This window comes from Sorangium sp. So ce124 (assembly GCF_051525235.1).
Lineage (GTDB): Bacteria > Myxococcota_A > Polyangia > Polyangiales > Polyangiaceae > Sorangium > Sorangium atrum.
The window spans coordinates 6,110,331-6,134,486 of the sequence record NZ_CP150312.1 but is presented as its reverse complement, the minus strand read 5'-3'; the positions used below and the strand labels follow the sequence as shown (position 1 = coordinate 6,134,486).

14 protein-coding genes are annotated in these 24,156 nt (G+C 71.3%); 6 read left to right on the top strand and 8 right to left on the bottom strand.

Annotated features, from left to right (window positions below):
• Nucleotides 1–12: 12 nt before the first annotated feature.
• Both WMF19_RS22930 and WMF19_RS22925 read right to left on the bottom strand, forming a co-directional pair.
• Nucleotides 13–846, bottom strand: coding sequence for an alpha/beta fold hydrolase (locus WMF19_RS22930; protein ID WP_437901019.1), 834 nt, complete (start codon nucleotides 844–846; stop codon nucleotides 13–15).
• A gap of 232 nt (nucleotides 847–1,078) precedes the next feature.
• A complete protein-coding gene (locus tag WMF19_RS22925; RefSeq protein ID WP_437901018.1) occupies nucleotides 1,079–3,403 on the bottom strand; it encodes a response regulator in 2,325 nt (774 codons plus the stop codon).
• A gap of 991 nt (nucleotides 3,404–4,394) precedes the next feature.
• Between WMF19_RS22925 and WMF19_RS22920 the strand changes: the two genes are divergently transcribed.
• Nucleotides 4,395–5,855 (top strand): serine/threonine-protein kinase, encoded by a 1,461-nt coding sequence (locus WMF19_RS22920; RefSeq protein WP_437901017.1) that lies wholly within the window; start codon nucleotides 4,395–4,397, stop codon nucleotides 5,853–5,855.
• 103 nt (nucleotides 5,856–5,958) lie between these two features.
• On the opposite strand, the gene WMF19_RS22915 is transcribed toward WMF19_RS22920, so the two are convergent.
• Nucleotides 5,959–6,807 (bottom strand): helix-turn-helix domain-containing protein, encoded by an 849-nt coding sequence (locus WMF19_RS22915; RefSeq protein WP_437901016.1) that lies wholly within the window; start codon nucleotides 6,805–6,807, stop codon nucleotides 5,959–5,961.
• 193 nt (nucleotides 6,808–7,000) lie between these two features.
• Between WMF19_RS22915 and WMF19_RS22910 the strand changes: the two genes are divergently transcribed.
• Nucleotides 7,001–7,399 carry a hypothetical protein gene (locus tag WMF19_RS22910; protein WP_437901015.1) on the top strand — a complete coding sequence of 133 codons (399 nt, stop codon included), beginning with the start codon at nucleotides 7,001–7,003 and terminating at the stop codon, nucleotides 7,397–7,399.
• A 6-nt stretch (nucleotides 7,400–7,405) separates the two neighbouring features.
• On the opposite strand, the gene WMF19_RS22905 is transcribed toward WMF19_RS22910, so the two are convergent.
• The 3 genes from WMF19_RS22905 to WMF19_RS22895 all read right to left on the bottom strand — a co-directional run bounded on the left by WMF19_RS22905 (nucleotide 7,406) and on the right by WMF19_RS22895 (nucleotide 9,583).
• A complete protein-coding gene (locus WMF19_RS22905) occupies nucleotides 7,406–8,113 on the bottom strand; it encodes a DUF4336 domain-containing protein (protein WP_437901014.1) in 708 nt (235 codons plus the stop codon).
• Nucleotides 8,114–8,178: 65 nt separating this feature from the next.
• Nucleotides 8,179–8,784, bottom strand: coding sequence for a glutathione transferase GstA (gstA, locus tag WMF19_RS22900; RefSeq protein WP_437901013.1), 606 nt, complete (start codon nucleotides 8,782–8,784; stop codon nucleotides 8,179–8,181).
• A 43-nt stretch (nucleotides 8,785–8,827) separates the two neighbouring features.
• Nucleotides 8,828–9,583: a Uma2 family endonuclease gene (locus WMF19_RS22895; RefSeq protein ID WP_437901660.1), complete on the bottom strand. Its 756-nt coding sequence runs from the start codon at nucleotides 9,581–9,583 to the stop codon at nucleotides 8,828–8,830.
• A gap of 743 nt (nucleotides 9,584–10,326) precedes the next feature.
• Between WMF19_RS22895 and WMF19_RS22890 the strand changes: the two genes are divergently transcribed.
• Together WMF19_RS22890 and WMF19_RS22885 are read left to right on the top strand one after the other, a co-directional pair.
• Complete coding sequence (locus tag WMF19_RS22890) at nucleotides 10,327–10,935, top strand: LysE family translocator (RefSeq protein ID WP_437901012.1); 609 nt, start codon at nucleotides 10,327–10,329, stop codon at nucleotides 10,933–10,935.
• Nucleotides 10,936–11,112: 177 nt separating this feature from the next.
• Nucleotides 11,113–12,234, top strand: a complete 1,122-nt coding sequence (locus WMF19_RS22885; protein ID WP_437901011.1) for an acyl-CoA dehydrogenase family protein — start codon at nucleotides 11,113–11,115, stop codon at nucleotides 12,232–12,234.
• Nucleotides 12,235–12,297: 63 nt separating this feature from the next.
• On the opposite strand, the gene WMF19_RS22880 is transcribed toward WMF19_RS22885, so the two are convergent.
• Both WMF19_RS22880 and WMF19_RS22875 read right to left on the bottom strand, forming a co-directional pair.
• On the bottom strand, nucleotides 12,298–18,324 hold the full coding sequence (locus WMF19_RS22880) for an AAA family ATPase (protein WP_437901010.1): 6,027 nt from the start codon (nucleotides 18,322–18,324) through the stop codon (nucleotides 12,298–12,300).
• Between the two features lie 64 nt (nucleotides 18,325–18,388).
• Complete coding sequence (locus WMF19_RS22875; RefSeq protein ID WP_437901009.1) at nucleotides 18,389–19,375, bottom strand: response regulator; 987 nt, start codon at nucleotides 19,373–19,375, stop codon at nucleotides 18,389–18,391.
• A gap of 1,230 nt (nucleotides 19,376–20,605) precedes the next feature.
• Here WMF19_RS22875 and tkt point away from each other — a divergent pair.
• Nucleotides 20,606–22,594 carry a transketolase gene (gene tkt / locus WMF19_RS22870; RefSeq protein WP_437901008.1) on the top strand — a complete coding sequence of 663 codons (1,989 nt, stop codon included), beginning with the start codon at nucleotides 20,606–20,608 and terminating at the stop codon, nucleotides 22,592–22,594.
• Between the two features lie 386 nt (nucleotides 22,595–22,980).
• Nucleotides 22,981–23,925, top strand: a complete 945-nt coding sequence (locus tag WMF19_RS22865; protein ID WP_437901007.1) for an AEC family transporter — start codon at nucleotides 22,981–22,983, stop codon at nucleotides 23,923–23,925.
• The last annotated feature ends 231 nt before the right edge of the window (nucleotides 23,926–24,156 follow it).

Sequence of the window (24,156 nt, the reverse complement as noted above, 5' to 3'; positions counted from 1 at the left end):
CGCAATCGGGGCTCAGGCAGCATCGAGCCAGGCCTCGAGCTCGGCGGCGAACGCTGCCGGCGCGTCGAGCATCAGCCAGTGGCTGGTCTCCGGCAGCACGACCGCCGTGAGCGCGGGCCTCAGCGCGTGGAGGCTTTGCGGCCATGCGTTCGAAGGGGCGAGGATGGCGTGGGCGCGGGCGCCCGGTGCGGCGAGGTAGCGGTCGAGCGCGCTCACGGACTCGAACTGCAGCAAACTCTGAGTCATGCCGAGCAGCCGGTCGTGCGGCGTGGCGGCGAGGCGCGCCAGCACCACCTCCCGCGTCGCGGGCGTGCTGCCCGCGAGCGCCTCGCTGAACATCGCGACGGCGATATCGCGCCAGCCGTCCGCCGCGAGCGCGGCGAGGTAGGGCGGGAACTGCTGCGCCTGGACCTCCGCTGGCAGCTGCGTGAAATCGCGGGGCGGGTCCGCGAGCACGAGGCGCGCGACCCGCTCCGGGCGGGCGGCCGCGGTGGCGAGCGCCACGAGCGTGCCATAGCTGTGGCCGACGAGCGCCACGCGCGGGAGATCCAGGGCGTCGAGGACCGCGAGCACGTCGGCCGCGCAGGCGGAGGGCGTGTAGTCCGCGTCGGGCGGGGGCTCCGACGCGCCGTGCCCCCGGAGGTCGATGGCCACTGCGCGCCGCCGGCCGGAGGTGTGCGCCAGCGGCGCCTCCCAGAAGCCGGCGTGGCCGACCATCCCGTGCACGAGCACGACCGGCAGCGCCTCACGCGAGGAACCGGCGCCTGCGTCGGGGCGGGGGACGGCGGCCGGATGATCGACGATGTGGAGCGCGCCCGCAGGGCCCGCGACGGTCAGAGAAGGCATGGGCGTCTGCTACCTCGGTGTATGGGTCCGCGTGAAGGGGCCGTGTTGCGCTGCGAGGGCGGAGCGTAGGCGAGGCGCTCGTTCGAAGCAAAGGTGCTCTCCCAGGGGCGCTTCGCCTTGGGTCACGCGCAGGGCGATGTCCTCGGAGCCGGGGAGAGCCGGTCGCCGAGCCGATACGACCCCTTCAGGAGCACGGGTTCGATGTGAACGAGCCTGCCTGCAGGGAGAGCCGCTACGCCTCGGCGCGGTGCAGCTTCTGAACGAACGCCGCGAGTCCCGGCGGCGACGACGTGAAGTGGATGCGCACGACGTCCTCGGCGCGCGCGTCGAGCTCGATCACCTTCGCGTGCAGCTCGCCGCCGAGCTGCTCGGCGAGCGGGCCGGACGGGTGGATCTGGAGGTTCGTGAAGGGCGCGGGCCGGGGATGCAGCCGGAGCACGGCGCCGAAGGGGGAGAGCCCGAGGATGAAGGCGGACTGCGGCTCGCCCTCCACCCGCTTGCCCGCGAGGCGCGCGCACACGACCGGCAGCGGCGACGAGAGCGAGAGGATCTCGACCCGCCGCTCGGGCAGGTAGAGCCGCTCGGGGTTGTCGAGGCCCAGGACCTCGTGGACCAGCACACGGTTCGAGAACCCCTTCACGGCCAGCGCGTGGCTCTGGCCGAGCAGGAGGCCCGCGCCGGCGGCGCGGCGCGTGGTGTCCGCGATCAGGATCTGGCGGCCCACCGTGCACGACTCGATGCGGGACGTCAGGTTCACCTGGGCGCCGACCACGCCGTATTTCGTGCGCGCCTCGGAGCCGATGTTGCCGACGACGACCGGGCCTGTGTTGAGCGCGATGCCCATCTGCAGCGTCGGCAGGCCCTCGGCGCTGTTCTTCTCGTTCACCGCGTCCATCGCCATCTGCATCTCCAGCGCGCAGGCGACCGCGCGGCGGGTGTCGTCGCCCGCCGGGAACGGCGCGCCGAAGAGCGCGAGGATCGCGTCGCCGATAAACTCGATGATCGTGCCGCCGCGCGCGACGATGATGCGCGCCATCTCGCCGAGGTAGCCGTTCAGGAGCCGCATGACGACGTCGGGCGGCATGTTCTCGGTCATCGTCGTGAAGCTGCGGAGGTCCGTCATCATGATGGTCACCTCGCGCTCCTCGCCGCCGAGGAGCTGGGCCTCGGGCGAGGAGAGCAGGCGGTTCACCACGTCGTCGCTCAGGTAGCGGCCGAACGTCTTGCGGATGAACTCGCTCTTGACCGACAGCTCCGCCGCGAGCTGCGAGAGCTGCTCGCGCGAGCGCTTCAGCGTGAGCTGCGTGTCGAGCCGCCCGAGCAGGATGTCGAAGTCGATCGGCTTCGTCACGTGGTCGTTGGCGCCGAGCTTGAGCGACTCGACGACGTCCTCGCTCGCGCCGCGCGTGGTCACCATGATCACCGGGAGCTCGGCCTGCGACCGGCTCTGGCGCAGGGCCGAGAGCACGCCGAGGCCGCTGATGCCGGGCATGTTCACGTCGAGCAGCACGGCGTCGAAGCGCTCGCGCGCGGCGAGCCCCAGCGCGCGGGGTCCGTCCTCGGCGGACGCGGTGCGGTAGCCGTTGTTCTGCAGCACCCGACAGAGGACGTCGCGGTTGCCTCGGCTGTCGTCGACAACGAGGATGGTGCCGCGCCCGCTGCCCTCGATCTCGGCGTGGACAGCGGGCTCCTCGTGCGGGGAGGGGATGCTGACCTTCACGCTCGAGGGCGCGTCCTCGTCGCCGTTCTCCATCGCCTGCACGATGGTGAGCAGCTTGCGCGACGCGAGCTCGATATTGCGGATGTCCTCGATGTGCTGCGGCGCGACCTTGCCCTGCAGCGACGCCACGAGCAGGCGCGTGTAGCCGAGGATCTGGTTGATGGGCGTGTACGGATCGTGGCCTCCGCCGTGCGGCTCGTGGAGCCGCTGCGGCTCGCGGCCCGCGGACGGCCTGGCCGACGCCGCCGGCTGGTGCGCGGCGGGCAGCGCGCCGGTCGCCGTGCGCTTGCCCGGCGACGAGGCCGGCGCGTGGCCGCGGCCGGCGTCTTCGTGGCGGGACGCCTCCGGGATCCGCGAGCTCGGCGGTTCGGGCGGCTGGGTGGCGGGCGCGGCGGGGGAGCCCTCGGACGGGTCCCACCGATCGAACGGATCCTGCAAGGTATAGCCGGCGCGCGCCGCGGCGGCGGCCGCGGCGGTCGGCCGCTCTCGCCAGCCGCGCGCCTCCTGCGACGCATACGCGCCGTGCGGAGAGAGCGGGACGCTCGGTCGATCCCGCCGAACGCGCGCGTCGGCCGGGAAATGGCTGCCGCGCGCCGGGGGCGGCGCGTGCTGCTGAGGAGGCGGGAGGGTGCTGCCCCCGCGGTTCGATGCGGGCGCCGGCGGCAGGGCGCTGCCGCTGCCGGCGCTGTTCCGTGTCAGGGGCGGCGCCGACGGCAGGGCGCTGCTGCTGCTGGCGCTGGCGCGCGACGGGATCGTCTCCGGCGGGGTCCCTCGCGACGGCACGGGGCTGACCGTTGCCTTTTTGGGCGCGTCCTTGTCGGAGGGGGATCGGCTCATGGTTCCGGCGATTCTACGCCTGCGCGCGTAGACGCAACCATGGATGACACCAGCGCTTCATTTTTTATCGCACCCCTACGCATCAGCTTCAGTCTCGGCGCGGGTGGATTTCCTCCGCCGGCGTACGCGCGAGCTCCGCGGGCGTCCAGGCCGTCCTCGGCTGGGTGAACTCTTTCAGTGAGCCGGCACCCAGAAGTCGAGAGGCTTCAATCCTCCTCCAGGGGACAACCCGCCTGTCGCGGCGCGTGATCCAGGGAGGCGCGAGCGCGCCCCGCGTGGAGCTGGACAGGCCCGCCCTCCGATGTCGGACGATGTCGACCCCCAATGGGTCTCGCCCCGTCCACGTGACTCCCGCGCTGGATCGAAGACACGAGCGCCACCCTCCATGCTGCCCGGACGGTGGTTGTGGAGGCAAAATGAAAGACTTTTTTCGAAGTCAAGAGGCGATGAGCCCTCGCGCCCCCCCCGGCGGGCTCACCCGACGCCGCGAGGTGAGCCCATGGATGAAGCCGCAGCGGATCGCGGGCCATGGCCGCACGACAGGCACGCTTGTTCCCGCGCTCCCCACCTGATGATCGGGTGGCCTACCTTCAACTCCGTTGTTCGGCGCCGCCGCTCGCGGCGACGGGCGCCCTCGACCGGCTGGACGAAGCTGGCGCTCGACATGCGCTCATCCGCCGACATCAGCGCACGGGGGATGTCCGTCCCCGTGGCCGTCTCGCATAGGAGTTCTCCGCGGCCCCTGGGCTCCTGGGGGATGCAAGAGACGGGGTGGCTTCAATGTGCGCGGGTGCGCGACACGCGCCTAGAACTGACTAGAGCTGGCTAGAGCTGACACACGTGGCGGACGTGGCGGAGAGCACTTTGTTTCTCTTGCAGAGGCAATGAAGGCGTCGTAGTGATCTATTTACGCCATTCGGGCGATTTTCGGCTGGAGCTGACGGAACCACCGGCTCGAGCCTGTGCGAGTGCGAGAAGGAGTAGCAGAGGTATGCCCCTGCACACCGGACAGATGGTGACGCCTTCGCTGAGGCTCGTGCGCATCCTCCGGCGCGGCGGGATGGGGAGCATCTGGGTTGCCGATCGGCTTCCGCTGAAGGCTCAGGTAGCCGTGAAGTTCATGTCGCCCGAGTACGCGGACGACCCGGGCTACGTCGAGCGGTTCCGGCGAGAGGCGGTCGCTGCGGCGCAGATCACGAGCCCGCACGTCGCGCAGGTCCTCGATCACGGCTTGACGGCGGAGGGCATGCCGTACATCGCGATGGAGCTCCTCCGCGGCGAGGACCTGAGGGTCCGTATCAGCCGCCAGGGCCGGCTGCCGCTCGGCGAGGTGGCGCGTATCGTGGCGCAAGCGGCCAAGGCGCTGGGGCAGGCGCACCGGCTCGGCATCGTCCACCGCGACATCAAGCCGGACAACCTGTTCCTGACCCAGGTGGACGGGGAGATCTTCGTCAAGGTGCTCGACTTCGGTATCGCCAAGCGGGTCCGGGACCTGCGGGTCACCTCGACGGGGAACGTGGTCGGGACGCCGCTCTACATGAGCCCGGAGCAGCTCGTCACCCCGCGGGATCTCGATTTCCGCGCGGATCTCTGGTCGCTCGGCGTCGTTGCCTATCATGCGATGACGGGGCGGACCCCGTTCTCCGGAGAGACGCTCGCGGCGCTCACGCTCGCCGTGCACAGGGGGCGGTTCACGCCGCCCAGCGCGCACCGGATCGACGTGCCGGCCGCCGTCGACGAATGGATGGCGAGGGCCCTTCAGCAGGATCCGAGCGCGCGCTTCGGGTCGGCGAAGGAGATGGCCGACGCGCTGGAGCGGGCGCTGTCGTCGCGCAAGTGGGGCACCGAGACGCCGGCTCCGGCGGGCGCGGAGAGCGTGATCGAGGCGCCGCCCGTGAGCTCGCAGGACGGCGTGGTCACCCGGCGCAACCCTGTCATGACGTCCCCGTCGATACCGGTGGTCGAGGCGGATCTCTGCGAGGACGACGGCGGCGATGGCACGACGGCGGTCCTGGGCACGGCGTCGAGCCGCAAGAAGCGCAAGAAGCCATCCGCGCGGATAGCAGCGGCAGCCGCGCTAGGCGCCGTGCTGGCCGGCGCCAGCCTGTTCTTCGGCGTCCGGTTCGCCGCGCCCGCAGCCGACAACGCCGCGCTCGCCGCCGTCGCCCCCCGCGGCGCCGGGCTGTCGAGCTCGACCGAGGCGACGCTCCTCGCCAGCGTCGTGGAGGCACCCCGACCGCTGCTCGCGCCGGAGCTCCAGGAGCCGGTCCAGGCCGCGGCGGCGCAGCCCGAGCGCGCGCCCACCAGCGAGGCCTCGCGGTCGACGACGAAGAAGCAGCCCACCGCGCGGCCCGCGCGATCCCCCGGGCGGATCAAGACCGCCCCGTCCACCGGGCGGCACACCCGACGCATCAAGCCCTTTCCCCGCAACGACATCGCGATGCACCGGTAGCGCTCTCGGCGTTGCGCATCGCGACGCACCGGGAGCGCTCTCAGCGCTGCCCAGGGGAGCGCGGGCAGTGCGCGGCCGGTCGATGCGCGCGCGGCGCGCGCCTTCAGAGCGGGGCTCGATGCGATTCCTCTGCAGAGGGCCGTTGTCCTCGGCGTCGCGCCGTCGCGCGCAGCGCCTCCGCGGTCGCCTGGTCCGCGGGGAAGAACGACTCGACCGCGAGCTCGGACAGGGTGACGTCGATCGGCGTGCCGAAGACCATGGTCGCGCTGAGGAAGCTCAGGATACCGTCCTCCGTCCTGAGCCGGAGCGGCACCGCGATGGCGACCGGGTCGGGCTCGCGGGCGGGCTCAGGGCGCCTCGATCCTTCCGGCGATGGATAGCGGATGAGCTCTTCGAAGAGCGTCACGAGGGCGGGATCGGAGCTCACGTCGATCTGACGGCGCAGGCGCGAGAGGAGGTGCGCGCGCCACTCGGCCGAGTTCTCGATGCGCGGCGCGAGGCCCCCTGGGTGCAGGCTCAGGCGCAGCACGTTGATCGGGGGCCGGAGGAGGGCGTCGTCGGCGCCGGCCAGGAATGGGCCGATCGCGCCGTTCGCGGCGACGAGGGTCCAGTGCCGATCGATGGCGACCGCCGGATAGGGCTCGTGGCCGGCGAGCACCAGATCGACCGCCCTGCGCGCCGCCGCGAGCGCGGGATCGCCGAGGCTGCGCTCCGGATAGAGCGGCGCGTACCCCGCCGCCACGAGGAGCTGGTTGCGGTCGCGCAAGGGCACATCGAGGCGCTCCGCCAGGTGGATCACCATCTCGCGGCTCGGCTGCGCGCGGCCGGTCTCGAGGAAGCTCAGGTGGCGTGTCGAGATGTCGGCCTCGCAGGCGAGGTCGAGCTGGCTCATTCGGCGGCGCTGGCGCCACGCGCGCAGGAGACCCCCGATCGGCGGGTGTGAGCTCGTCATCGCGAGTCGACCCTAGCACGCCGGGAAATGACGCCCATTACCTGGGAGGTAATCGATCCCATGCCGAGGGCGCCCCAAGGTGAGCGGTGTCAGGGGCGCTGCGGAGTCCCGGCGCGCCACGCGCGTCCGCTGCCCCGCAGGTCCCGCCCACCGAGGGGCGATGAGCCCCCGACCGCAACGAAAGGAGCCCACCATGTCGTTCGTGATCTCTCCTCGCTTCCTGCGCCGCGCCCTCCTCGCCGACGCGGCCGTCAGCGGCGCTACAGGCCTCCTCATGCTCGCGGCCGCGGCGCCCCTCGCCGGCCTGACTGGCCTCCCCGAGCCGCTGTTCCGCTGGGCTGGAGCGAGCCTGCTCCCGTTCGCGGCGCTCGTCGCGTGGCTCGGCACGCGCGAGCGTCCGGCCCGGGGGGCCGTCGTCGCCGTCGTCGTCGCGAACGCGCTCTGGGTCGTCGACAGCGTGCTCCTCCTCGCGCTCGGCTGGTTCGAGCCGACGGCGATCGGCTATGCGTTCGTCGCGGCGCAGGCGCTCGCCGTCGCGCTCTTCGCGGAGGCGCAGGTCATCGGGCTGCGCCGCGCGCAGGCGGCCGCCTGAGAGCGCTCATCTCCCAGGCAGGAGCCGGCCAGCACCGGCGCCGATCCACGCGAGCGCGCTGCGCGTCCGGTCCTTCGCCTCGCCTCGGATGACGTCGCCGTGGGCGACGACGACGCGCTCGAAGTCCCACGCGAGGACGTCGGCGACGCTGCGCGCCGCCGCGGCGCGGTCCCTCATGAGCACGCGCCACACGTGGTCCTGGGCGGCCTTCCTCCACACGCCGCCGACCCAGAGGAAGACCTTCATGGCGAAGCTGCGGGCTTCATGCACGTTGAAGAGGAGATCCGTCACGATGAGCGTCCGCGACCGCGCGTGCAGGAACACGTGCTCCGCGATGTACGGCACGCCCTCGATCAGGCGGACGTCGAGATCGTCGCCGATCTCCGGCGCGACGCCGGATCGGGGCAGCGGGGTGAAGCGAAGGCCGGAGAGCTTCTTCTCGAGCCCGGGCGCCCCGAGCACGCCGGCGCGCGGCCAGCGCTCGGTCGCGGCCCTCAAGAAGACGTGGTGGAGGCAGCTCGGGGCGACGAGGGCGCGCACCTCGCCGAGCGCATCGATCTCCCGGGCGGTGTCGTCATCGAACGCCAGCGGCGAGTGGATGACGAGCCCGCCGTCGGCGCGCCTCACGACCGTCGTGCGCGCTGGCAGATCGCCGAACGGCAGCCGGAAGTCCCTCTCGTACACCCACACGTCCTCGGCGATCGCCTGCAGCATGCCGTCATGCAAAGTCGCGCGTGATCGTTGCGTCAAGGCGCGTATCCCCAGGGACCGAAGGATGCCTACCGCCTCCGCTCGGCCTCGATGGCGGCCTGCACTGCAGGGCGGGCGCCGACGCGCTCCCTGTAGCGGCCGAGGACGGGCCATCCGCCGAGATCGACGCCCGCGAACCTCGTCCACGTCATCACGGTATAGAGGTACGCGTCCGCCACCGTGAACCGCTCGCCGAGGAGGTACGTCGTGTCCTCGAGGCGGCGCGCCGCGAAGGCGAAGCGCCGGCCGAGGAGCGCCCTCGCCGCGTTCTTCTGCTCGTCCGGCGCCCTCGGCTTGAAGAGCGGCGAGAACTGCTTGTGCAGCTCGGTGCTGATGAAGCTCAGCCACTCCTGCAGCCGGTAGCGGTCCAGGGTGCCGGCCGGGGGGGCGAGCCCGGACTCGGGCCTCCGATCGGCGATGTACTGGACGATCACCGGCCCCTCGGTGAGCACCGCGCCGCCCTCGATCTCGAGCGCGGGCACGTATCCCTTGGGGTTGATCGAGGTGAAGTCGGCGCCCGACCTTGTCTTCTTCGTGCCGAGGTGGACCTGCTCGAGCTCGAACGGGAGGCCGGCCTCGCGCAGCGCGATGTGCGGAGAGAGCGAGCAGGCGCCAGGGCTGAAATAGAGCTTCATCGCGTTCTTCACAGAGGAGCGAGAGGAGCGCGGGATCCGAACGTTACTTCAGCGTGTCGGGATCGACGCCGAGCTCCCGGAGCCTCGCCGCCAGCCGCATTGCCTGCTGCTCGGCGGATTCGGCCCGCTGTTCGGCGGACTCGGCGCGTTGCTCGGCGGACTCGGCGCGCTGCTCGGCGGACTCGGCCCGTTTCGCGAGCTCCTTGCCTGCGGGCACGAGCTCTCCCTCGGGGGTGAAGAAGCGAACCTGCCCCTCCTCGACGCCAAGGAAGAGCTCCAGCTGAGTGCTCCAGAGCCGTCCGGAAGCATCGGGGGAGAGCGGCTCGTACTGACCGTCGAGGAGGTGGAAGCCCGAGAGCTCGAGCGTCTCCGGATGGAACCAGAAGTAGTCCGGCGTCCGGAAGACGTCCTGGTAAATCTGCTTCTTGAGGCCGCGATCGGTGCTCTCTGTGCTCTCCGAGAGCACCTCCACGATCACGTTCGGATACCGGCCGTCTTCTTCCCAGACGACCCAGCTCTTGCGCGGCCTCCGCTCGGTGCCGAGCACGACGAAGAAATCAGGGCCCCGGAAGTGCTCGGTCTTGAGCTGTTTGGGGCTGAAGTAGATGGTCAGGTTCCCCGCGGCGAAGAAGTCGGCCCGGTCCTTCCAGAAGAGCTCCAGGCTCTCGAGCAGCAGGATCATCTGGACGAGGTGCTGGTAGCTCTCCATCGGCGGCTCGTTGCTGTACAGATCGCCCGGCGGGGCGACGACGCTCGGGTCGACGATCTCCGCCGGCATCGCGAAGGCGAGGGACGTCATCCCGGAAGCCTGCCGGAGGATCCCCCCCGCAGCAAGGTCCGCGGCGTACCTCGACGTGTCCGCGTAGCCGCTCGATAGCTTGCGGATCCCGGGGGCGCTCATTTCGAAATCCACCATTCGGCGGAGTCCCCGCCAGCGTGCCTGCGTTCGTCCTGTCCGGCCAGCGCAGCGTCCGTCGCTGCGGCACGCCGGCGCGTGGTGGCACCGCGCGCCGCGCGCTCACGCTCAGCTCGCTCGCGTCCGGTCGCGCGAGGGGGCCGCCCTCAGAGGCGGCGCCGGTGAGGTTTGCGGGCGCGGGAGGGGTTGCGTCGCGTCCGGTAGGGAGGACGCTCGCAAGCCTCGGCCGTCGGGCGAGCGAGCTGCCCAGGAGAGCTGAAACTCAACGGCCGAGCGGCGGCTCGCTCCTGCCGCATGACAGGCTGTTGCTCGATCGGGCAATGTGTTGCCTATCTCCTATCGGCGCGCCCTGAACCCCTGGTTGGGCGATGTGTGTTTCTGGCCGCCGGGACGGGCCTTCTCGTCGAAACCGGACGACGATCACCGCTGGTCCGACGCTTGCTCAACAGCCCCGGAACAGCGCGCGTCGCGTCGCTGCGGCCCCGGACGGCCGGGCGCCGGAACCGCGGAGTCGTCGCCCACCAGCACAGAAGGAGCCTCGATGCTGCTGCATAGCAGGTTCGACCACGTCGCCAGGAACACCATCGACCACTGGATGAAGCCCGATAGCATCCACCTGTCGGCGGGTGAGCGCTGAGTTGCTGCTGGCCTGCTGCATGGCCGTCTTCGTCGCGTCCATCATACCGAGCCCATCGATGCTGCTCGCGCTCGCCAAGGGCGCCAACCACGGCTGGGGGGCAGGGGCGCTCTCCGGGGCCGGAAACATCGCGGCGATGATCGTGCAGGCGGTCGCCTCCTACCTCATGATCCTCGAGGTCGGCGGCCTGTCGAGCTCGCTCTTGCTCGGCATGAAGCTCGTGGGGGCGCTGTACATCTTCTATATCGGCTGGACGCTGATGGGCATCGCCAATTCCGGGAGCGACCGTGAGGTCGCGGCGCGGTCCGGGTCGTCGTGGCAGCACGTCCGCGACGGCTTCATGTTCGCCGTCGTCAACCCCAAGGCGATCGTGTTCTTCGCCGCCCTCTTTCCCCAGTTCGTGAGGCGGAGCGCGGCGGGCGGCGTGATCGCGATGGGCGTCCCGATCGTCACCATCGGCTTCGCCTGCTTCATGATCTATGTCGTGGCGGGCCGCGTGATGGTGGAGATCCTCGGGAACGGGCGGCACGTCGGGAAGATCTTCGGCATCTGCATCATGCTGTGCGCGCTCGCGCTCCTCTTCGCCCGAATCGCCTGATTCGCCCGAATCGCCTGATGAACACCTCGGGGACGCGCGCTCCGCCTCGACCCTGGCGCGCCGCCTCGGCGCCGCTGCGAGGAGGCTGCAGCCTCCAAGCAGGTGGGGGCACGTGCCTCGGCCGCGATGCGCCGATCTCCTGGGTCGCCTCGCTGCCGCGGCCTACACTCCCTTCGCATGTCCCCCGGATCGCCCACGCCGCCTGCCACGGCCGGCTCCGCCGCGCTGATCGAGCGCGCCCGCCGGCTCGCGACGCTCGTGCTCGCCCCTTCGGCGAACGCCACGGATCAGGCCGCGGCGGTTCCCCGAGAGCACATCCGCGCGCTCGCGGACGCAGGTCTCCTCGGGACCGCGACGCCCGCATGCTACGGCGGCCACGGCGCCCCGCCGCAGGTCGCGCGCGAGGTCCTGGAGATCCTCGCCGGTGCCTGCGGTGTGACGGCGTTCGTCCACATGCAGCACGCCGCCGCGTGCCCGCTCATTGCGCGCGGCGACAACGAGGCGCTCAAGGCGCGCGTCCTGCCTCGTTTCGCCGCCGGCGAGCGGTTTTGCACCGTCGGCTTCTCGCACGTCCGCCGCCCGGGCCCGCCGATGGTCAATGTCGAGCCCGACGGCGACCGGTTCCGCTTCGACGGCACCGTGCCCTGGTTGACCGGCCATGGGATCGCCGACGATGCGGTCATCGCCGGCGCGCTCCCCGATGGTCGCCTGATGTACGTCCTGACGCCGCTGGAGGCGGGGAACTCCATCGAGGCATCGCCGCCGCTCCGCCTGAGCGCGATGAACGCCTCGGCCACGGTGTCGCTGACGCTGCGCGATCTGCGCGTCGGCCCCGAGCAGGTGATCACGACCCTGACGCGCGAGCAGCAGGCCGCCCGCGACGCTGCGGGCCTGCTCACGCCGTCGGCGCTCTCCCTGGGCGCCGCCGGCGCCGCCGCGGCCCTGCTCGCGGACCTGGCGGAGCGCCGCGGCAGCGCGCGCCTGGCGGACGCCGCGCGGGCGTTCGAGGAAGAGAGGGAGTCCGCCCGCGCCGAGGTCGATGCATGGGCGGACCGGCCGGAGGCGGAGGGCCAGGCAGAGCACGCGGTCCGCGTTCGCGCCTGGTGCATCGATCTGGGCGTCAGGGCCGCGCACGCCGCGGTCGCTGCGACCGGAGGCAGCGCCAACCTCCTCGACCACGCCGCGCAGCGCCTCTTCCGCGAGGCGATGCTCTATTCGCTCACGGCCCAGACGCGCGACTTGCAGACAGCGACGGTGCAGCGGCTGCTCGAACGGGCGACCCGCCCCAGGTCGGGGTAACGACGGCGACCCGGCGGCTCTCGCCCGCCATCCTTGGCACCATCCCCGGACCTGGGCCGCTCGCTACGTCGATTCTTGCGGATCTGCGCGGCCGTCGGCGCCGCCCGCGCCGTTTGGGCCGTACGCGCCGACAAAGTCCCGCAGCTTCCGGGTCTGGTAGCTGCGTGCCAGCGTCGTGAGCTGCTCGATCCAAGGTCTGAGCCGCGGATCGTGCTGCGCTATCCGCTCCGCCTCCTCCAGGATCTTGTGGACGAGCCCCTTCTTCGCGAGCGCCGACAGCATCGCCAGCTCTTCGGCCGGAGGCGGCGCGAGGTGTCCGCCGCCTTCGGGCTCCTCCGTCGGCGCGTCCCGAGCGGGGGCTTCATCGCGGCGAAGCCACTCGATGCCAAGCAACCGCGATATCTTGTCGAGGAGCGCGCTCGCCACGATCGGTTTGGGCAAGAAGTCATCGCAGCCGGCGCTGGCGCACTGCTGCCGCTCGGCCTCGGATACGCTCGCCGACGAGGCCAGGATGACGACCTGCCGGAGCTCGGGCATGCGCCTGAGGCGACGCGCGGTCTCGTAGCCGTCCATGCCCTTCATGTACACGTCCAGCAGGATGAGCGCCGGCGCGCGCAGCGCCGCCATGCGCAGCGCCGCCTCACCGCCGTCCGCCTCGCGCAGCTCGAAGCCGAGCGGGCCGAGGAGCTCGCGTACCACCGCGCGATTGTCGGGATTGTCGTCCACGATGAGCACCGCGCGGCGCTCCCCCTGATAGCCGACGATCGTGTCCCACCCCCTGGCTTCGCCTGGGCTCGTCGCGAGCTGCACCTCGGCGAGCGGAAGCGTCACGGCAAAGACACTGCCCGCGCCGACCTCGCTTTGCACCTCGATCGCACCACCCATCTGTTGCACGAGCTTCTTCGTGATGGCGAGGCCAAGCCCTGTGCCCTCGCTCTTCGCGCTCTGCTCCCCCACCTGCTCGAAGGGCTCGAAGATGCGCGACAGGTGCTCCGGGGCGATCCCAGGACCCGTATCCTCGACCCGGAACCGCACCATCCGCCCTGCCGGGACGCTCTCCTCCAGCACCTCGACATGGAGGGCCACGCCTCCCCGCTCGGTGAACTTGATGGCATTGCCGAGGAGGTTCAAGAGCACCTGCATCAGCCGCTTCTCGTCGGCGCGGACGGCCTGAAGCGCAGGGCCGCGAAGATCGTGGGAGAATGTGATCGCCTTCGCTTCGGCGCGCACCCGGCACAGGTCGACCACGGTCCGCACGAGCGCAGGCAACCGGAACTCCGTCAGGACGGAGTCCATCTTCCCCGCCTCGATCTTGGCCAGGTGCAGCAGGTCATTGATGAGCGAGAGCAGGTGCTCGCTCGACTTATGGATGACCCGCAGGCCCTCACGCCACGCCGGCGGGACGTCCGGGGTTCGCTCCAGGATCTGGGCATAACCCATGATCCCGTTGAGCGGCGTTCGCAGCTCGTGGCTCATGCTGGAGAGAAAGTCGCTCTTCGCCTGGCTGGCGCGCTCCGCGGCCTCCTTGGCGATGCGGAGCTCGACGGTGCGCTCCTTGATCTTGGCCTCCAGGTCCCGGTACAGGAGGGCGTTCTCGACGGCGATGGCGGCCTGCGCGGCGAGCACCGACAGGAGCTCCACCCGCCGTTCGGGGAACGCCGCAGGCACCTCGCGATGCTCGAGGTAGAGCACGCCGAGGAGGCGCCCTCGATGCGACAAAGGAAGCGAGAGGAGCGAGAGCACGGGGCGCGAGGCCAGGTGCGGATCGGCCGCGAAGCGCGCGTCCGACCTGGCGTCGTCCACCACGACCGGCTCGTTCGTGCGCGCCACGTAGTGCACCACCGTCCTCGCCACCTCGCTGCTCTGCGAGAGCGGCTCGGACAGGCCCGTCTCGATGCGGCCTCCCTCCACCGAGAGCCGCGCCACGACCGAGAGCTCTTCGCCTTCGCCGAGCAGCAGGACGCCGCGCTGCGCCCCGGCGCTCTCCAGCACGAGCTCCATCAGACGCCCGACGACCCGCTCCGGGTCGAGCTCGCTCGACAGCGCCCGCGCCGCGCGTACCGCGGTGTTCACGTCGAGCTGCGCGCCGCCCGTGACTCCCGTGGTGGTCAGCGTGGCGACGCCCGTCGTGCGGCGGCGCTCCGCCGTCGCGGGCTGGACAGGCGCACGGAGCAGGGCGGGCCACCTCGCCTCCAGGTGGGCCACCACGGCGTGCGCTTCCCAGCGAGCATAGGCGTCCCTGGCCTCGCGCAGGTACAGCGCGGCGATACGGCTCCTGCCCGCCTCGAGGTGAAACTCGGCGCAGAGCTGAGCGGCCAGGGCTTCGATAGGAAAGAATCGCTGCTCGCGCGAGAGCTTGATGGCCTCGTCGTACCTGGCCATGGCTTCGTCGGTCTTGCCCTGCACGCGGGCGTGCTCGGCCTCGAGGAGGCGCAGCTTGTGGAGGAAATTGTCCGCGCTCCCCTCGGCGAAGTACCTCAGCCGCGCGAGGCCTCGCTCGATGTCCTCGCGGAGCCCGTCCCGCTCCGCCGCGTCCGCGGCCGCCGGCCAGCACCTCGCGGCCGCGAGCGCGAGCCAGAGCGGTATGTCCGTGACCGGGGGAAAGCCGAAGATGGACACGCGGAACTGCTCGGCCTCCCGTGCCCGCGCGAGCGCCTTCGGGTACGCGCCGGCGACGAGGAACAGGTGCGCCTCGAGGATGCGAGCCAGCTCGGCCGCCATCCCGTCTCCGTCCGCCAGGAGGGAGCGCGATCCTCGTGAGAGCGGCTCGCCCGACAGGAGCCTCCCCGCGCCGTCGGCGTTCGTCAAGAGGTCGCACCACGACGCGATCGCCTCGAAATAGTGCGTCCCGAGCGCGGTCCCCGCGCGCTGCATCAACCCCCAGCGCGCCGCCCGGTGCGCCTCGAGCTGCCGGAGCGGCTGGCCACGCCACACTCGGTAATAGAACAGGTCGCCTTCCAGCCCCCAGCTCGCCCCCTGGAACGAGCCGACCTTCAGGCCGGTCGCGCAGGTCCGCTCGAAGATGGGCGCCATTTCATCCGCGGGGCGGGAGTAGGCCGTGTACTGCCCGTGGAAGGACAGACACTCTGCCAGAAAGGGCGACGCGACACGCTCGGCCGCGCGCACTCCAGGGCCGACCCAGCACGCAGCGCGACGATACATGCCTGTGGTGAGCGACCAGACGTTCGCGAAGCAAACGATGATGAAGGGAGAGACCGGCGTGAGCGCGCGCCGCTCTCGCACCCTCAGCACGGCGCGGGCGATCACGAGCCCCGATAGTATCGGCGCACCGCCGATCGCCGCACACACCATGAGGTGCATCGTCAGCGCATCGATGAGCACCTGCTCCGGGGAGGGATCGAGGGGCATCCCTTCGAACGCGTCCGGGTCGCGCTCGAACCATCGATCCAGCTCGGCGGACTCCTCGAGGAGCGCGGCGCCGCGCTCCTCGTCCGCGCCCGGAAATGTGATGTCCTGCTCCGCGAGCGCGGCGAGCCCGAGCTCGACCCCTCGCGCGAACTGGCCCGCCGCCTGGGCGCTGCGGACGCGGAGCTCCTGCGCCGAGAGCCTCGTGAGCGCCGGCAGCGGCATGGCGAGCAGCCGCGCGCACCGCGCCTCGACGTCGTCGAACTCCCGCAGCAGAAAGGCCGCCTCGATCTGCTCGAGCGCGAGCTCCGCGCACAGCGCCGCGTCCTTGCGCCAGGCGTCATCGCCCAGCAAGCCCCGCGCGGCCTCGGCGAGGCTCAGGAGAAGCCGGTACGAGCTCGCCGCCTTCGCGGCGCGCGCGGCCTCGAGGTTCAGCCGCGCCAGCGCCTCGCGCTCGCCTGCGGAGTCCATCCGCGCTGAGCCGAGGTTGAGGTGCCGCACCAGCTCCAGGAGCTCTTGCGGTGTGCCCCCCTGCGCCCGATGCCGCGCCCACAGCCGCCGGCCGATCTCCAGGTGCGCCAGGACGCGCTGCGCCGGCGGGGCCCGCTCGTAGCTCGCCTGCTGCACGCGGTCGTGCAAGAAGCGGTATTCAGCGTCGAGCGCTCCTTCTCCGGTTCCGGTTCCGGCTCCGGTTCCGGCTCCGGCCTCTCCCAGCGCCTGCGCGGTCCGGTAGGCTCCATCGGCGGGCACCACCAGCTCCTCCCGCAGGGCGGGCCACAGCGCGCCGGTCACCCGGGCGCGCTCCCATCCGCTGAGCCGCTCCAGGTCGTGGAGGTGGAAAGCGTGCCCCGCGCACGCCGCGAGCCCCAGGAGCTGCTGTGTCGCTTCAGGCATCTCGAGCAGCTTGTCCGTCAGGAGGGCGACGACGTTGTCGGTCACCTGCGCCTGCTCGATCTCCTTCTGGCCCCAGCGCCACGCGCCGCTCTCCGGGTCCCGCGCCACCTTGCTCTGCCGGTGCAGGGACAGCAGCAGCTGCTCCATGAAGAACGGGTTTCCTCGCGTTTTTTGCCACAGGATACGCGAGAGCGGCTCCACCCGCGCCGCCTCGCTGTTCAGCGCCCGCGCTGTCCATGCCTGCACGTGCTCCGCCGAAAGGGGGTGCACCGACATCCTCGACACCCTCGCCCCGCTCTCCTCGACCGACGCCACGAGCCTCCACAGCGGGTGCTCGGGGGGCGCCTCGTTGTCGCGGTACGCCGCGATCAAGAGGAGCTCTCTTCGCTCCGCGTCGGTCAGCAGCGTCCTCAGGATCTCCAGCGTGGCGCTGTCGGCCCACTGCATGTCGTCGAGGAACATCACGAGCGGCGCGTTCGGCGTCGTGACCGCCCGCACGAAGTTCAGCCAGGTCAGCCGCTGGCGGGCGAGCACCTGCTCGCCGTGCACCGGCGGCACCGGCGCGAGCTTGCCCATGATCAGGTCGAGCTCCGGCACCACGTCGGCGATGAGCCGGGCGTTGTCCCCCACGTCGGCCCTGATCCGCTCCTGCCACGCCGTCAGCGTCGGCTTCGGGCTCGCCAGCCACTGCTGCATCAGCGCCCCGAACGCTTGCGCCATGGCCGCGTAGGGCGTCGACCGCGCGAGCTGGTCGTGCTTGCCCGAGATCAGGAGCCCGCGCCCCGCGCGCGCGATGTCCCGGTAGACGGTGCGCACGAGCGCCGTCTTGCCGATGCCGGACGGGCCGCCGATGAGCACGAGCTCCGCCGCGCCCTCGGCGGCGCGGGCGAAGGCCGCGCCCAGCAGATCGCGCTCATGCTCTCGCCCGACGAGGACGTCCGGCAGCCGCAGCTTCTGCGAGAAATCCTTGTCCCCGAGCGGGAAGCGCTCCACCGCGCCGCGCTCGCGCCACATGCGCAGCGCTCGCTCCAGGTCTTCCGCTGCGCCTTTGGCCGTCTGGTACCGCCGGTCAGGGTTCTTCGCGAGGAGCCTGGACACGATCGCCGCGAGGCCCGGAGGCGCATCGGGGACGACCTCGTCGAGGGACGGCGGCTCCTTGGCCAGGTGCGCGTGCACCAGCGAGAGCGGGTCGCGCTCGGTGAACGGTAGCCGCCCTGAGAGCGCCTCGAAGAGCGTCACTCCGAGCGAGTACAGATCGGTGCGGGGATCGAGCGCTCGCGCTGTGCGGCCCGTCTGCTCGGGCGACATGTACGCCAGTGTCCCCTCGAGCCCTTCGGGGATGCTCGCCGCCGTCGCCTCCAGCGGCAGCGACGAGGCGATGCCGAAGTCGAGCAGCTTGACCTGCCCGTACGCCGCGTCGACAAGCACGTTCTGTGGTTTGATATCCTTGTGCGTTATGCCGGCCGCGTGCACGGCCTCGAGGGATCGAGCGAGGAGCGCTCCCAGCCTCAGCACCGCTTCCACCGGCAGGCGCCCGCGCTCGGCGAGCTCTAGATCCAGCGACCGGAGGCCGGCGTCCTCGATCACCAGCGCGGCCGTGCCGCCCCGCTGCAGGAGCTCCCGCGCCCGCGCTACCCCCGACACCTCTCCGAGCTGTGTCAGGATGTGATGCTCATGCAGGATGCGCCCCATCACGCGCGAGCTCGGCGCGGCCGCCGCGGGGAGCTTGAGCACCACCCTGTCGCCGGAGGGGCGATGGACCGCGCGGCACACGCGGGTCTCGGCCCCTTCGTGCATCACGTCCCCCACAACGTAGTCTCTCAGATCCATCCCGGTTCAGCTCCTCTTCGGGTCCGGCGGAGACGCCCGGCGAACGACGGAATTCTCCGGTACTTCAGAGCTCGGGCTTGTGCCGGCGGCGGCCGCGTGTCCGCAGCGCGTGCTCCACGCCCGACTGCAGGGTGGCCTTCGTCACGAGCTGATCGAGGTGCAGGTCGAGCGCCACGAGCGTTTGCGCCACCTCTGCGCGGATGCCCGTGACGATCGTCCGCGTGCCGAGGAGCGAGAGCCCCATCGCCGCTTGCACGAGCATGCGCGCAACCGTCTCATCTACTGCTTTTATGCCGGTGATGTCAATGATGAGAGTGTCCGCCGTGCGCTCGCTCGCTCCGCGCAGCGCTGTCTCGATCGCTTGTCCGGCACGCTCGACGTCCACCGTGCCGATGAGGGGCATCACGAGGACGCCATCGATCATCGGAATGAGCGGAGCGGAGAGCTCGAGGAGCCGCTCTCGCTGGGCCGCGATGATCTGCTCTTGCAGCGCCGCCCTGGCCGCCTCGGCGCTCTCGCTCTGCGCCAGCTGCTGCGAGAGCCGCTCGTTCGTGTCGCGCAGCATCTGCACGGCCTGCGCCAGCGCCTCCTCCGCCTTGGCGCGCTCCCGGATCTCCTCCGTGAGCCTCGTATTCCGCTCCTCGAGAGCCCGCGTTGCGCGCCGGAGCGAGATCTGGGTGTGCACCCGCGCCAGGAGCTCGGTCTTCTCGAACGGCTTTGTCACATAGTCGACGGCGCCGACGCGGAAGCCCTGGATCCTGAACCTCGCTTCGGCGAGCGCCGTCATGAAGATGACGGGGATGCTCTGCGTCGCCGGATCGGCCTTGATCCGCCGGCACGTCTCGAACCCGCTGAGGCCGGGCATCAGAGCGTCGAGCAAGACGAGGTCCGGCTGGGCCCGGCAGGCCAGCTCGATCGCCTCCTCACCGTCGCGCGCGACGGCGACCTCCAGGCCATCGGAAATGAGCGCGCTCGACAGCACGGCCAGGTTGTCGGCGCTATCGTCCACGATGAGGACGAGCCCAGAGAGCGGAGTTTCTTGCTCTTGCATGGGATTCTGCCGGCTCAGCACGATCGAGCGAGCCTCGTGCGCCCGGTCGGCGTGCCCCGGCGGATAGCGAGCGAGCAAATGCGTACACGGTGAGCTGGCGGCCCCGTCACAAGAAACATTCCACCTTCTCTTCTTCGGTTCGTACCACGGGCTGTTCAGCCTTAACATACCTTTTGTAGGCGGAAGCGGAGAGGGTCGTAGGGTGGGCGGAGAGGGTGGGCTGAGCCACACAGGTCCTCCCTTTCATCTACGTACACATGAGGACGCATGGGATGGGCGCTTTCCGCCTCGTTCCGAGGTCCCGTGTCGGCTCGCCTCACTTGCTTTCGTTCGCGGGGAGTCCTCCGCTTTTTTCGGCGCTCACGCTCCATCCCGATCTCCAGCCGCTGGAGCTCCTCACGCTCGGGCGTCCTGAGCGCTGCCGGCCGCTGGCATCCTGAGCGCTGCCGGCCGCTGGCCTGTGCTCCTGCCCGCCTGGGGGCTTCTCGCGAGATGAATGTGCGCGCGAGTCGGCGCACCTAGCGCATCGTGGCCTGCGCTCCTCCCGCGTCCAGAACCAGGAGGGAAGCGCTCGGGGAACCCGTCGTCAGTGCCCGGAAGGGAAAGGTGGAGCACGTGAGACACGGAGGTGCTCGGCTGTGGCAGGGGCAACGCGTACGGCGAAGCCGGAACCAAGTCAAACTCGATGCTTCCGGCGCGGAGCTCTGGCGCCGCAAGTCAACGAACACGCGCGCCACGGTACGAGGCATGACGACGTATCGCGACGGCCGTATCGCGCTTGTCGGCGACTTCATGGGCACAGCCGATTTCGGCACCGGTCGCTCACCGCGGCGGGCAAGGACGGCTTTGCCGGGGTCGTGGCCCCCTGACGCACGCGAGCGCGCCTGCGCCACGGGGTGACGACCGCACCGGCGCCATTGCGTCCCGCGCCGCGGGGCGGCGGCTGTTCGCGTGACACCGCCCGGGGTCCGTCCCCGCGCGGCGCCACGCGAGCACCCGCCGGGGCCCGCGAGCCCCAGCGGGCCGCGCGGCGGGCGTCTGCGCATGGCGGCCGATGACCGGACCGGCCAGATCTCCGCCCTCCGCCCCGCGGCTCCCGCGCATCCCACGAAAGCCTGGACAGTCACGCGAGCGCCGAGGCGCGCTCGGACCGCTCCAGGCGCCGGGCGGCGGGGTGAGGGGCCTCGCGAAGGGGCGCGCTTCGCGACGAAGTAGGTTAGAGTGCGCGCCATGCCTGATTTCGCCAAGCTCGCCGCCGCGGCCTCGATCGCCCGCGGCCTCGCCATGGACGCCGTCCACGCCTGCTCATCCGGTCACCTCGGCCTACCGCTAGGGGCCGCCGAGATCGGGGCCGCGCTCTACGGCGACATCCTCCGCCACGATCCGAGCGAACCGCACTGGTTGAACCGCGATCGTTTCGTCCTGTCCGCAGGCCACGGCAGCATGTTCCTCTACGCCTGGCTGCACCTCTCCGGCTATCCGGTGTCGCTCGACGACGTCCGGCGCTTCCGGCAGTGGGAGTCGAAGACGCCCGGCCACCCGGAGTACCATTACACCGAGGGTGTCGAGGCGACGACGGGCCCGCTCGGCCAGGGCGTGGGCAACGCCGTCGGGCACGCGGTGGCCGCCAAGATGCTCGCCGCGCGTTACAACACGCCGGAGCACACGATCTTCGATCTCCAGGTCTACTGCCTCGCCGGCGACGGCTGCCTCCAGGAGGGCGTGGCCGCCGAGGCGGCCTCCTTCGCGGGGCATTTCAAGCTCGACAACCTGATCCTCATCTACGACGCCAACGACGTCACCCTCGACGCGATGGCCATCAAGACCCAGAGCGAGGACACGGCCAAGCGCTTCGAGGCCTACGGCTTCGAGGTGCTCCACATCGAGCAGGGCAACGATCTGGAGGCCGTCCACCGGGTGCTCGGCCAGGCGCGGGCGTCGAAGAGCGGAAAGCCGAAGTTCGTCGTCGCCCACACCCTCATCGGCAAGGGGATCCCGGAGGTCGCCGGCACGCAGAAGGCGCACGGCGAGGGCGGCGCCAAGTTCGTGGATCAGGCCCGCAAGAACCTGGGGCTGCCCGCGGAGCACTTCTACGTCAGCGAGGAAGTGAAGCAGTTCTTCGCGACGCGCAAGGAAGAGCTCGCCAAGGTGCGCGGGGCGTGGGAGGCGACCTTCCAGGCCTGGCGCGCGAAGAACCCGGAGCTCGCCCGCCAGCTCGACGACGGCCTCGCGAAGAAGCTCCCGGCGGACCTCGACGCGCGCGTCCCCGCCTTCGCCGCCGGCACCAAGGTCGCCACGCGCAAGGCCGGCGAGACCGTGCTGCAGGCGGTCGCCGAGGCGGTGCCCGCGCTCATCGGGTCGAGCGCCGACCTCTACGGCTCGACGTTCAACTACATCGCCTCGAGCACCGACTTCGATCCGGAGCACCCCGGCGGTCGGAACATCCGCGCCGGCATCCGCGAGCACGGCATGGGGGCGATCGTGAACGGCATCGCGTACCACGGCGGCCTGCGGCCGAGCGGCGCGACGTTCCTCGTGTTCGCGGACTACCTGCGGCCGAGCGTCCGCCTCGCAGCGCTGTCGCACCTGCCGGTCATCTACATCTTCACGCACGACTCGGTGGGCGTGGGCGAGGACGGGCCGACGCACCAGCCCGTGGAGACCGTCGCCGGGCTGCGCGCCATCGTCGATCTGGACGTCATCCGGCCGGCGGACGCCGAGGAGACGGCCGGCGCCTGGATCTCCGCGCTGGAGCGCAACGACGGCCCGACGGTCCTCGCGCTCACGCGCCAGGCCGTCCCGCTGCTCCCGGGCGACGCCGCCGCGAAGCGCGAGGGCGTCCGGCGCGGCGCCTATGTCCTTGTCAAGGAGACGGCGGCGCTCGAGACCATCCTGATCGCGACGGGCAGCGAGGTGCAGCACGCGGTCGAGGCCGCGAAGCGGATCGGGCCCGGCGTCCGCGTCGTCTCGATGCCCTGCGTGGAGCGGTTCGCGCGCCAGGATCACGCCTACCGCGAGGCCGTGCTGCCCGCCGCGTGCACGCGGCGCGTGTCCATCGAGGCGGGCGTCACCTTCGGCTGGCACCGGTGGGTCGGCTTCAAGGGGATCGCCCTCGGGATCGACCGCTTCGGTACGAGCGCCCCCGGCGACATCGTGATGGATCGGCTGGGCATGAACGCCCAGGCGGTGGTGCAGGCGGTGCAGGACCTCGTGCCCTGACCACCTGAAGGAGCGAGGGAACGCCGGGAAGCAATATTCCTCGGCGTTCCCGGCGCGGTTTCCATCTCCCGTTCCGCTGCCGGCCGGCCGGCGTTATAGTCTGCCGCGGTGCGCTGCCCGCTCTGCACTTCGCCGCTCGCCTACATCCATGGCCACGCCGCCTGCGTGAACAGCCGTTGCCCCATGTTCGGCGCCAACCAGGCCGAGTGCTGCACCGGTGAGACCGCGGAGAGCTGCCCTGCCGCGGCCGACGGCGGCGCGGCGCCGCGGCCATCCTACGGGACACCGGGGCGACGCGCGCGATGACGCGGGCGCTGGTCGTTCACGAAGGCCGGGTGAGGGACGAGAGCGCTGGACGCCGCCCCCCGCCGAGCTAAAAGCCGGCCGTGCCGTCGGGCGACCTGATCTCGCAGCTGCTGGCCCTCTTCGCGGTGCTCGGGGTCGGCGTGCTGCTGCGGGCGCTGGGCCGGGCCGGTCAGGCGGACGCCGCCGTGCTGCACCGGCTGGTCATCGACGTCACCACGCCCGCGCTGATCGTCACCGTGCTCCGCCGCTCGGGCATCGGTCACGGCGCGTGGGGCGCGGTCGCCGCGTCGACGGTCGCGCTCTTCGCGTGCGCCCTCGCCGGGGTCGCGGTGGCGCGGGCGCTCGGGCTCCCGCGCGCCGCGCAGGGCGCCGCCGGCCTCGTCGGCAGCTTCTCCAACACCGGCTTCCTCGGCGTCCCCGTCGTGCTGGCCCTCTACGGCGACGCGGGCGGCGCGGCGGGGACGGCGATCCTCGTCGACAGCATCGTCACGGCGTTCCTCCTGTGGACCTTCGGCGTAGCGCTCGCCGCGCGCATGGGCGGGGGCGGGGGCGGGGGCGGGGGCGGGCGAGGCCTGCTCGCGGTGCTCCTGCACCCCAACGTGCTGTCGATCGCCGTCGGGCTCACGCTCCACGCGGCGCCGATCCCGCTGCCGGTGTGGTTGGAGCACGCGCTCGGCGCGCTCGGGAGCGCGACCCCGACGCTCGTGTTCCTCGCGCTGGGCCTCAGCCTCGACCTTGCCTCGCTCCGCGGCCGCGTGCGGCCGCTCGCGGCGATCGCCGCCGTGAAGCTGCTCCTGTCGCCCGCGGTCGCGCTCGGCGCCGCGGTCGCGCTCGGCCTGAAGCGGCCCACCTCCGAGGTGGCGGTGCTTCAGTCCGCCATGCCGACGTCCATGGTGTCCGTGATCGTCGCCGCGCGGTACGGCTGCGACGGCCAGTTCGCCGCGGCCACGGCGGTCGTGACCACGCTCGGGGCGCTGGCGAGCCTGCCGATCGTGATCGAGGTGCTGCGCCGGATCGTCCCGTAGCGCGCCCTCCGCTTCCCCGCTCATCAGGCGCCAATCTCTGGAGCATGCCTGTCGCAAATGAGACGGAATTTCATACCGCCACCGCGCGTCCATCCGCTTTGAAGATCGGCTCGATGATCATCCGGACGGCGGCCTTGGCCACGCGATCCCGAACCGTGGAAATGCCCGTGGGATCTCCCCGACTCGAGCATTTCCCCAGGTGTCTCACCCGCAGCCATCGGTGAGGCGCGC

Excerpts from the sequence above, each read along its gene's own strand:
- WMF19_RS22875 (WP_437901009.1), bottom strand. The coding sequence starts at position 19,375 with ATGCAAGAGCAAGAAACTCCGCTCTCTGGGCTCGTCCTCATCGTGGAC.
- WMF19_RS22925 (WP_437901018.1), bottom strand. The coding sequence starts at position 3,403 with ATGAGCCGATCCCCCTCCGACAAGGACGCGCCCAAAAAGGCAACGGTC.
- WMF19_RS22895 (WP_437901660.1), bottom strand. The coding sequence starts at position 9,583 with ATGACGTCCCTCGCCTTCGCGATGCCGGCGGAGATCGTCGACCCGAGC.
- WMF19_RS22905 (WP_437901014.1), bottom strand. The coding sequence starts at position 8,113 with ATGCTGCAGGCGATCGCCGAGGACGTGTGGGTGTACGAGAGGGACTTC.
- tkt (WP_437901008.1), top strand. The coding sequence starts at position 20,606 with ATGCCTGATTTCGCCAAGCTCGCCGCCGCGGCCTCGATCGCCCGCGGC.
- WMF19_RS22930 (WP_437901019.1), bottom strand. The coding sequence starts at position 846 with ATGCCTTCTCTGACCGTCGCGGGCCCTGCGGGCGCGCTCCACATCGTC.
- WMF19_RS22880 (WP_437901010.1), bottom strand. The coding sequence starts at position 18,324 with ATGGATCTGAGAGACTACGTTGTGGGGGACGTGATGCACGAAGGGGCC.
- WMF19_RS22910 (WP_437901015.1), top strand. The coding sequence starts at position 7,001 with ATGTCGTTCGTGATCTCTCCTCGCTTCCTGCGCCGCGCCCTCCTCGCC.
- WMF19_RS22920 (WP_437901017.1), top strand. The coding sequence starts at position 4,395 with ATGCCCCTGCACACCGGACAGATGGTGACGCCTTCGCTGAGGCTCGTG.
- gstA (WP_437901013.1), bottom strand. The coding sequence starts at position 8,784 with ATGAAGCTCTATTTCAGCCCTGGCGCCTGCTCGCTCTCTCCGCACATC.
- WMF19_RS22915 (WP_437901016.1), bottom strand. The coding sequence starts at position 6,807 with ATGACGAGCTCACACCCGCCGATCGGGGGTCTCCTGCGCGCGTGGCGC.
- WMF19_RS22885 (WP_437901011.1), top strand. The coding sequence starts at position 11,113 with ATGTCCCCCGGATCGCCCACGCCGCCTGCCACGGCCGGCTCCGCCGCG.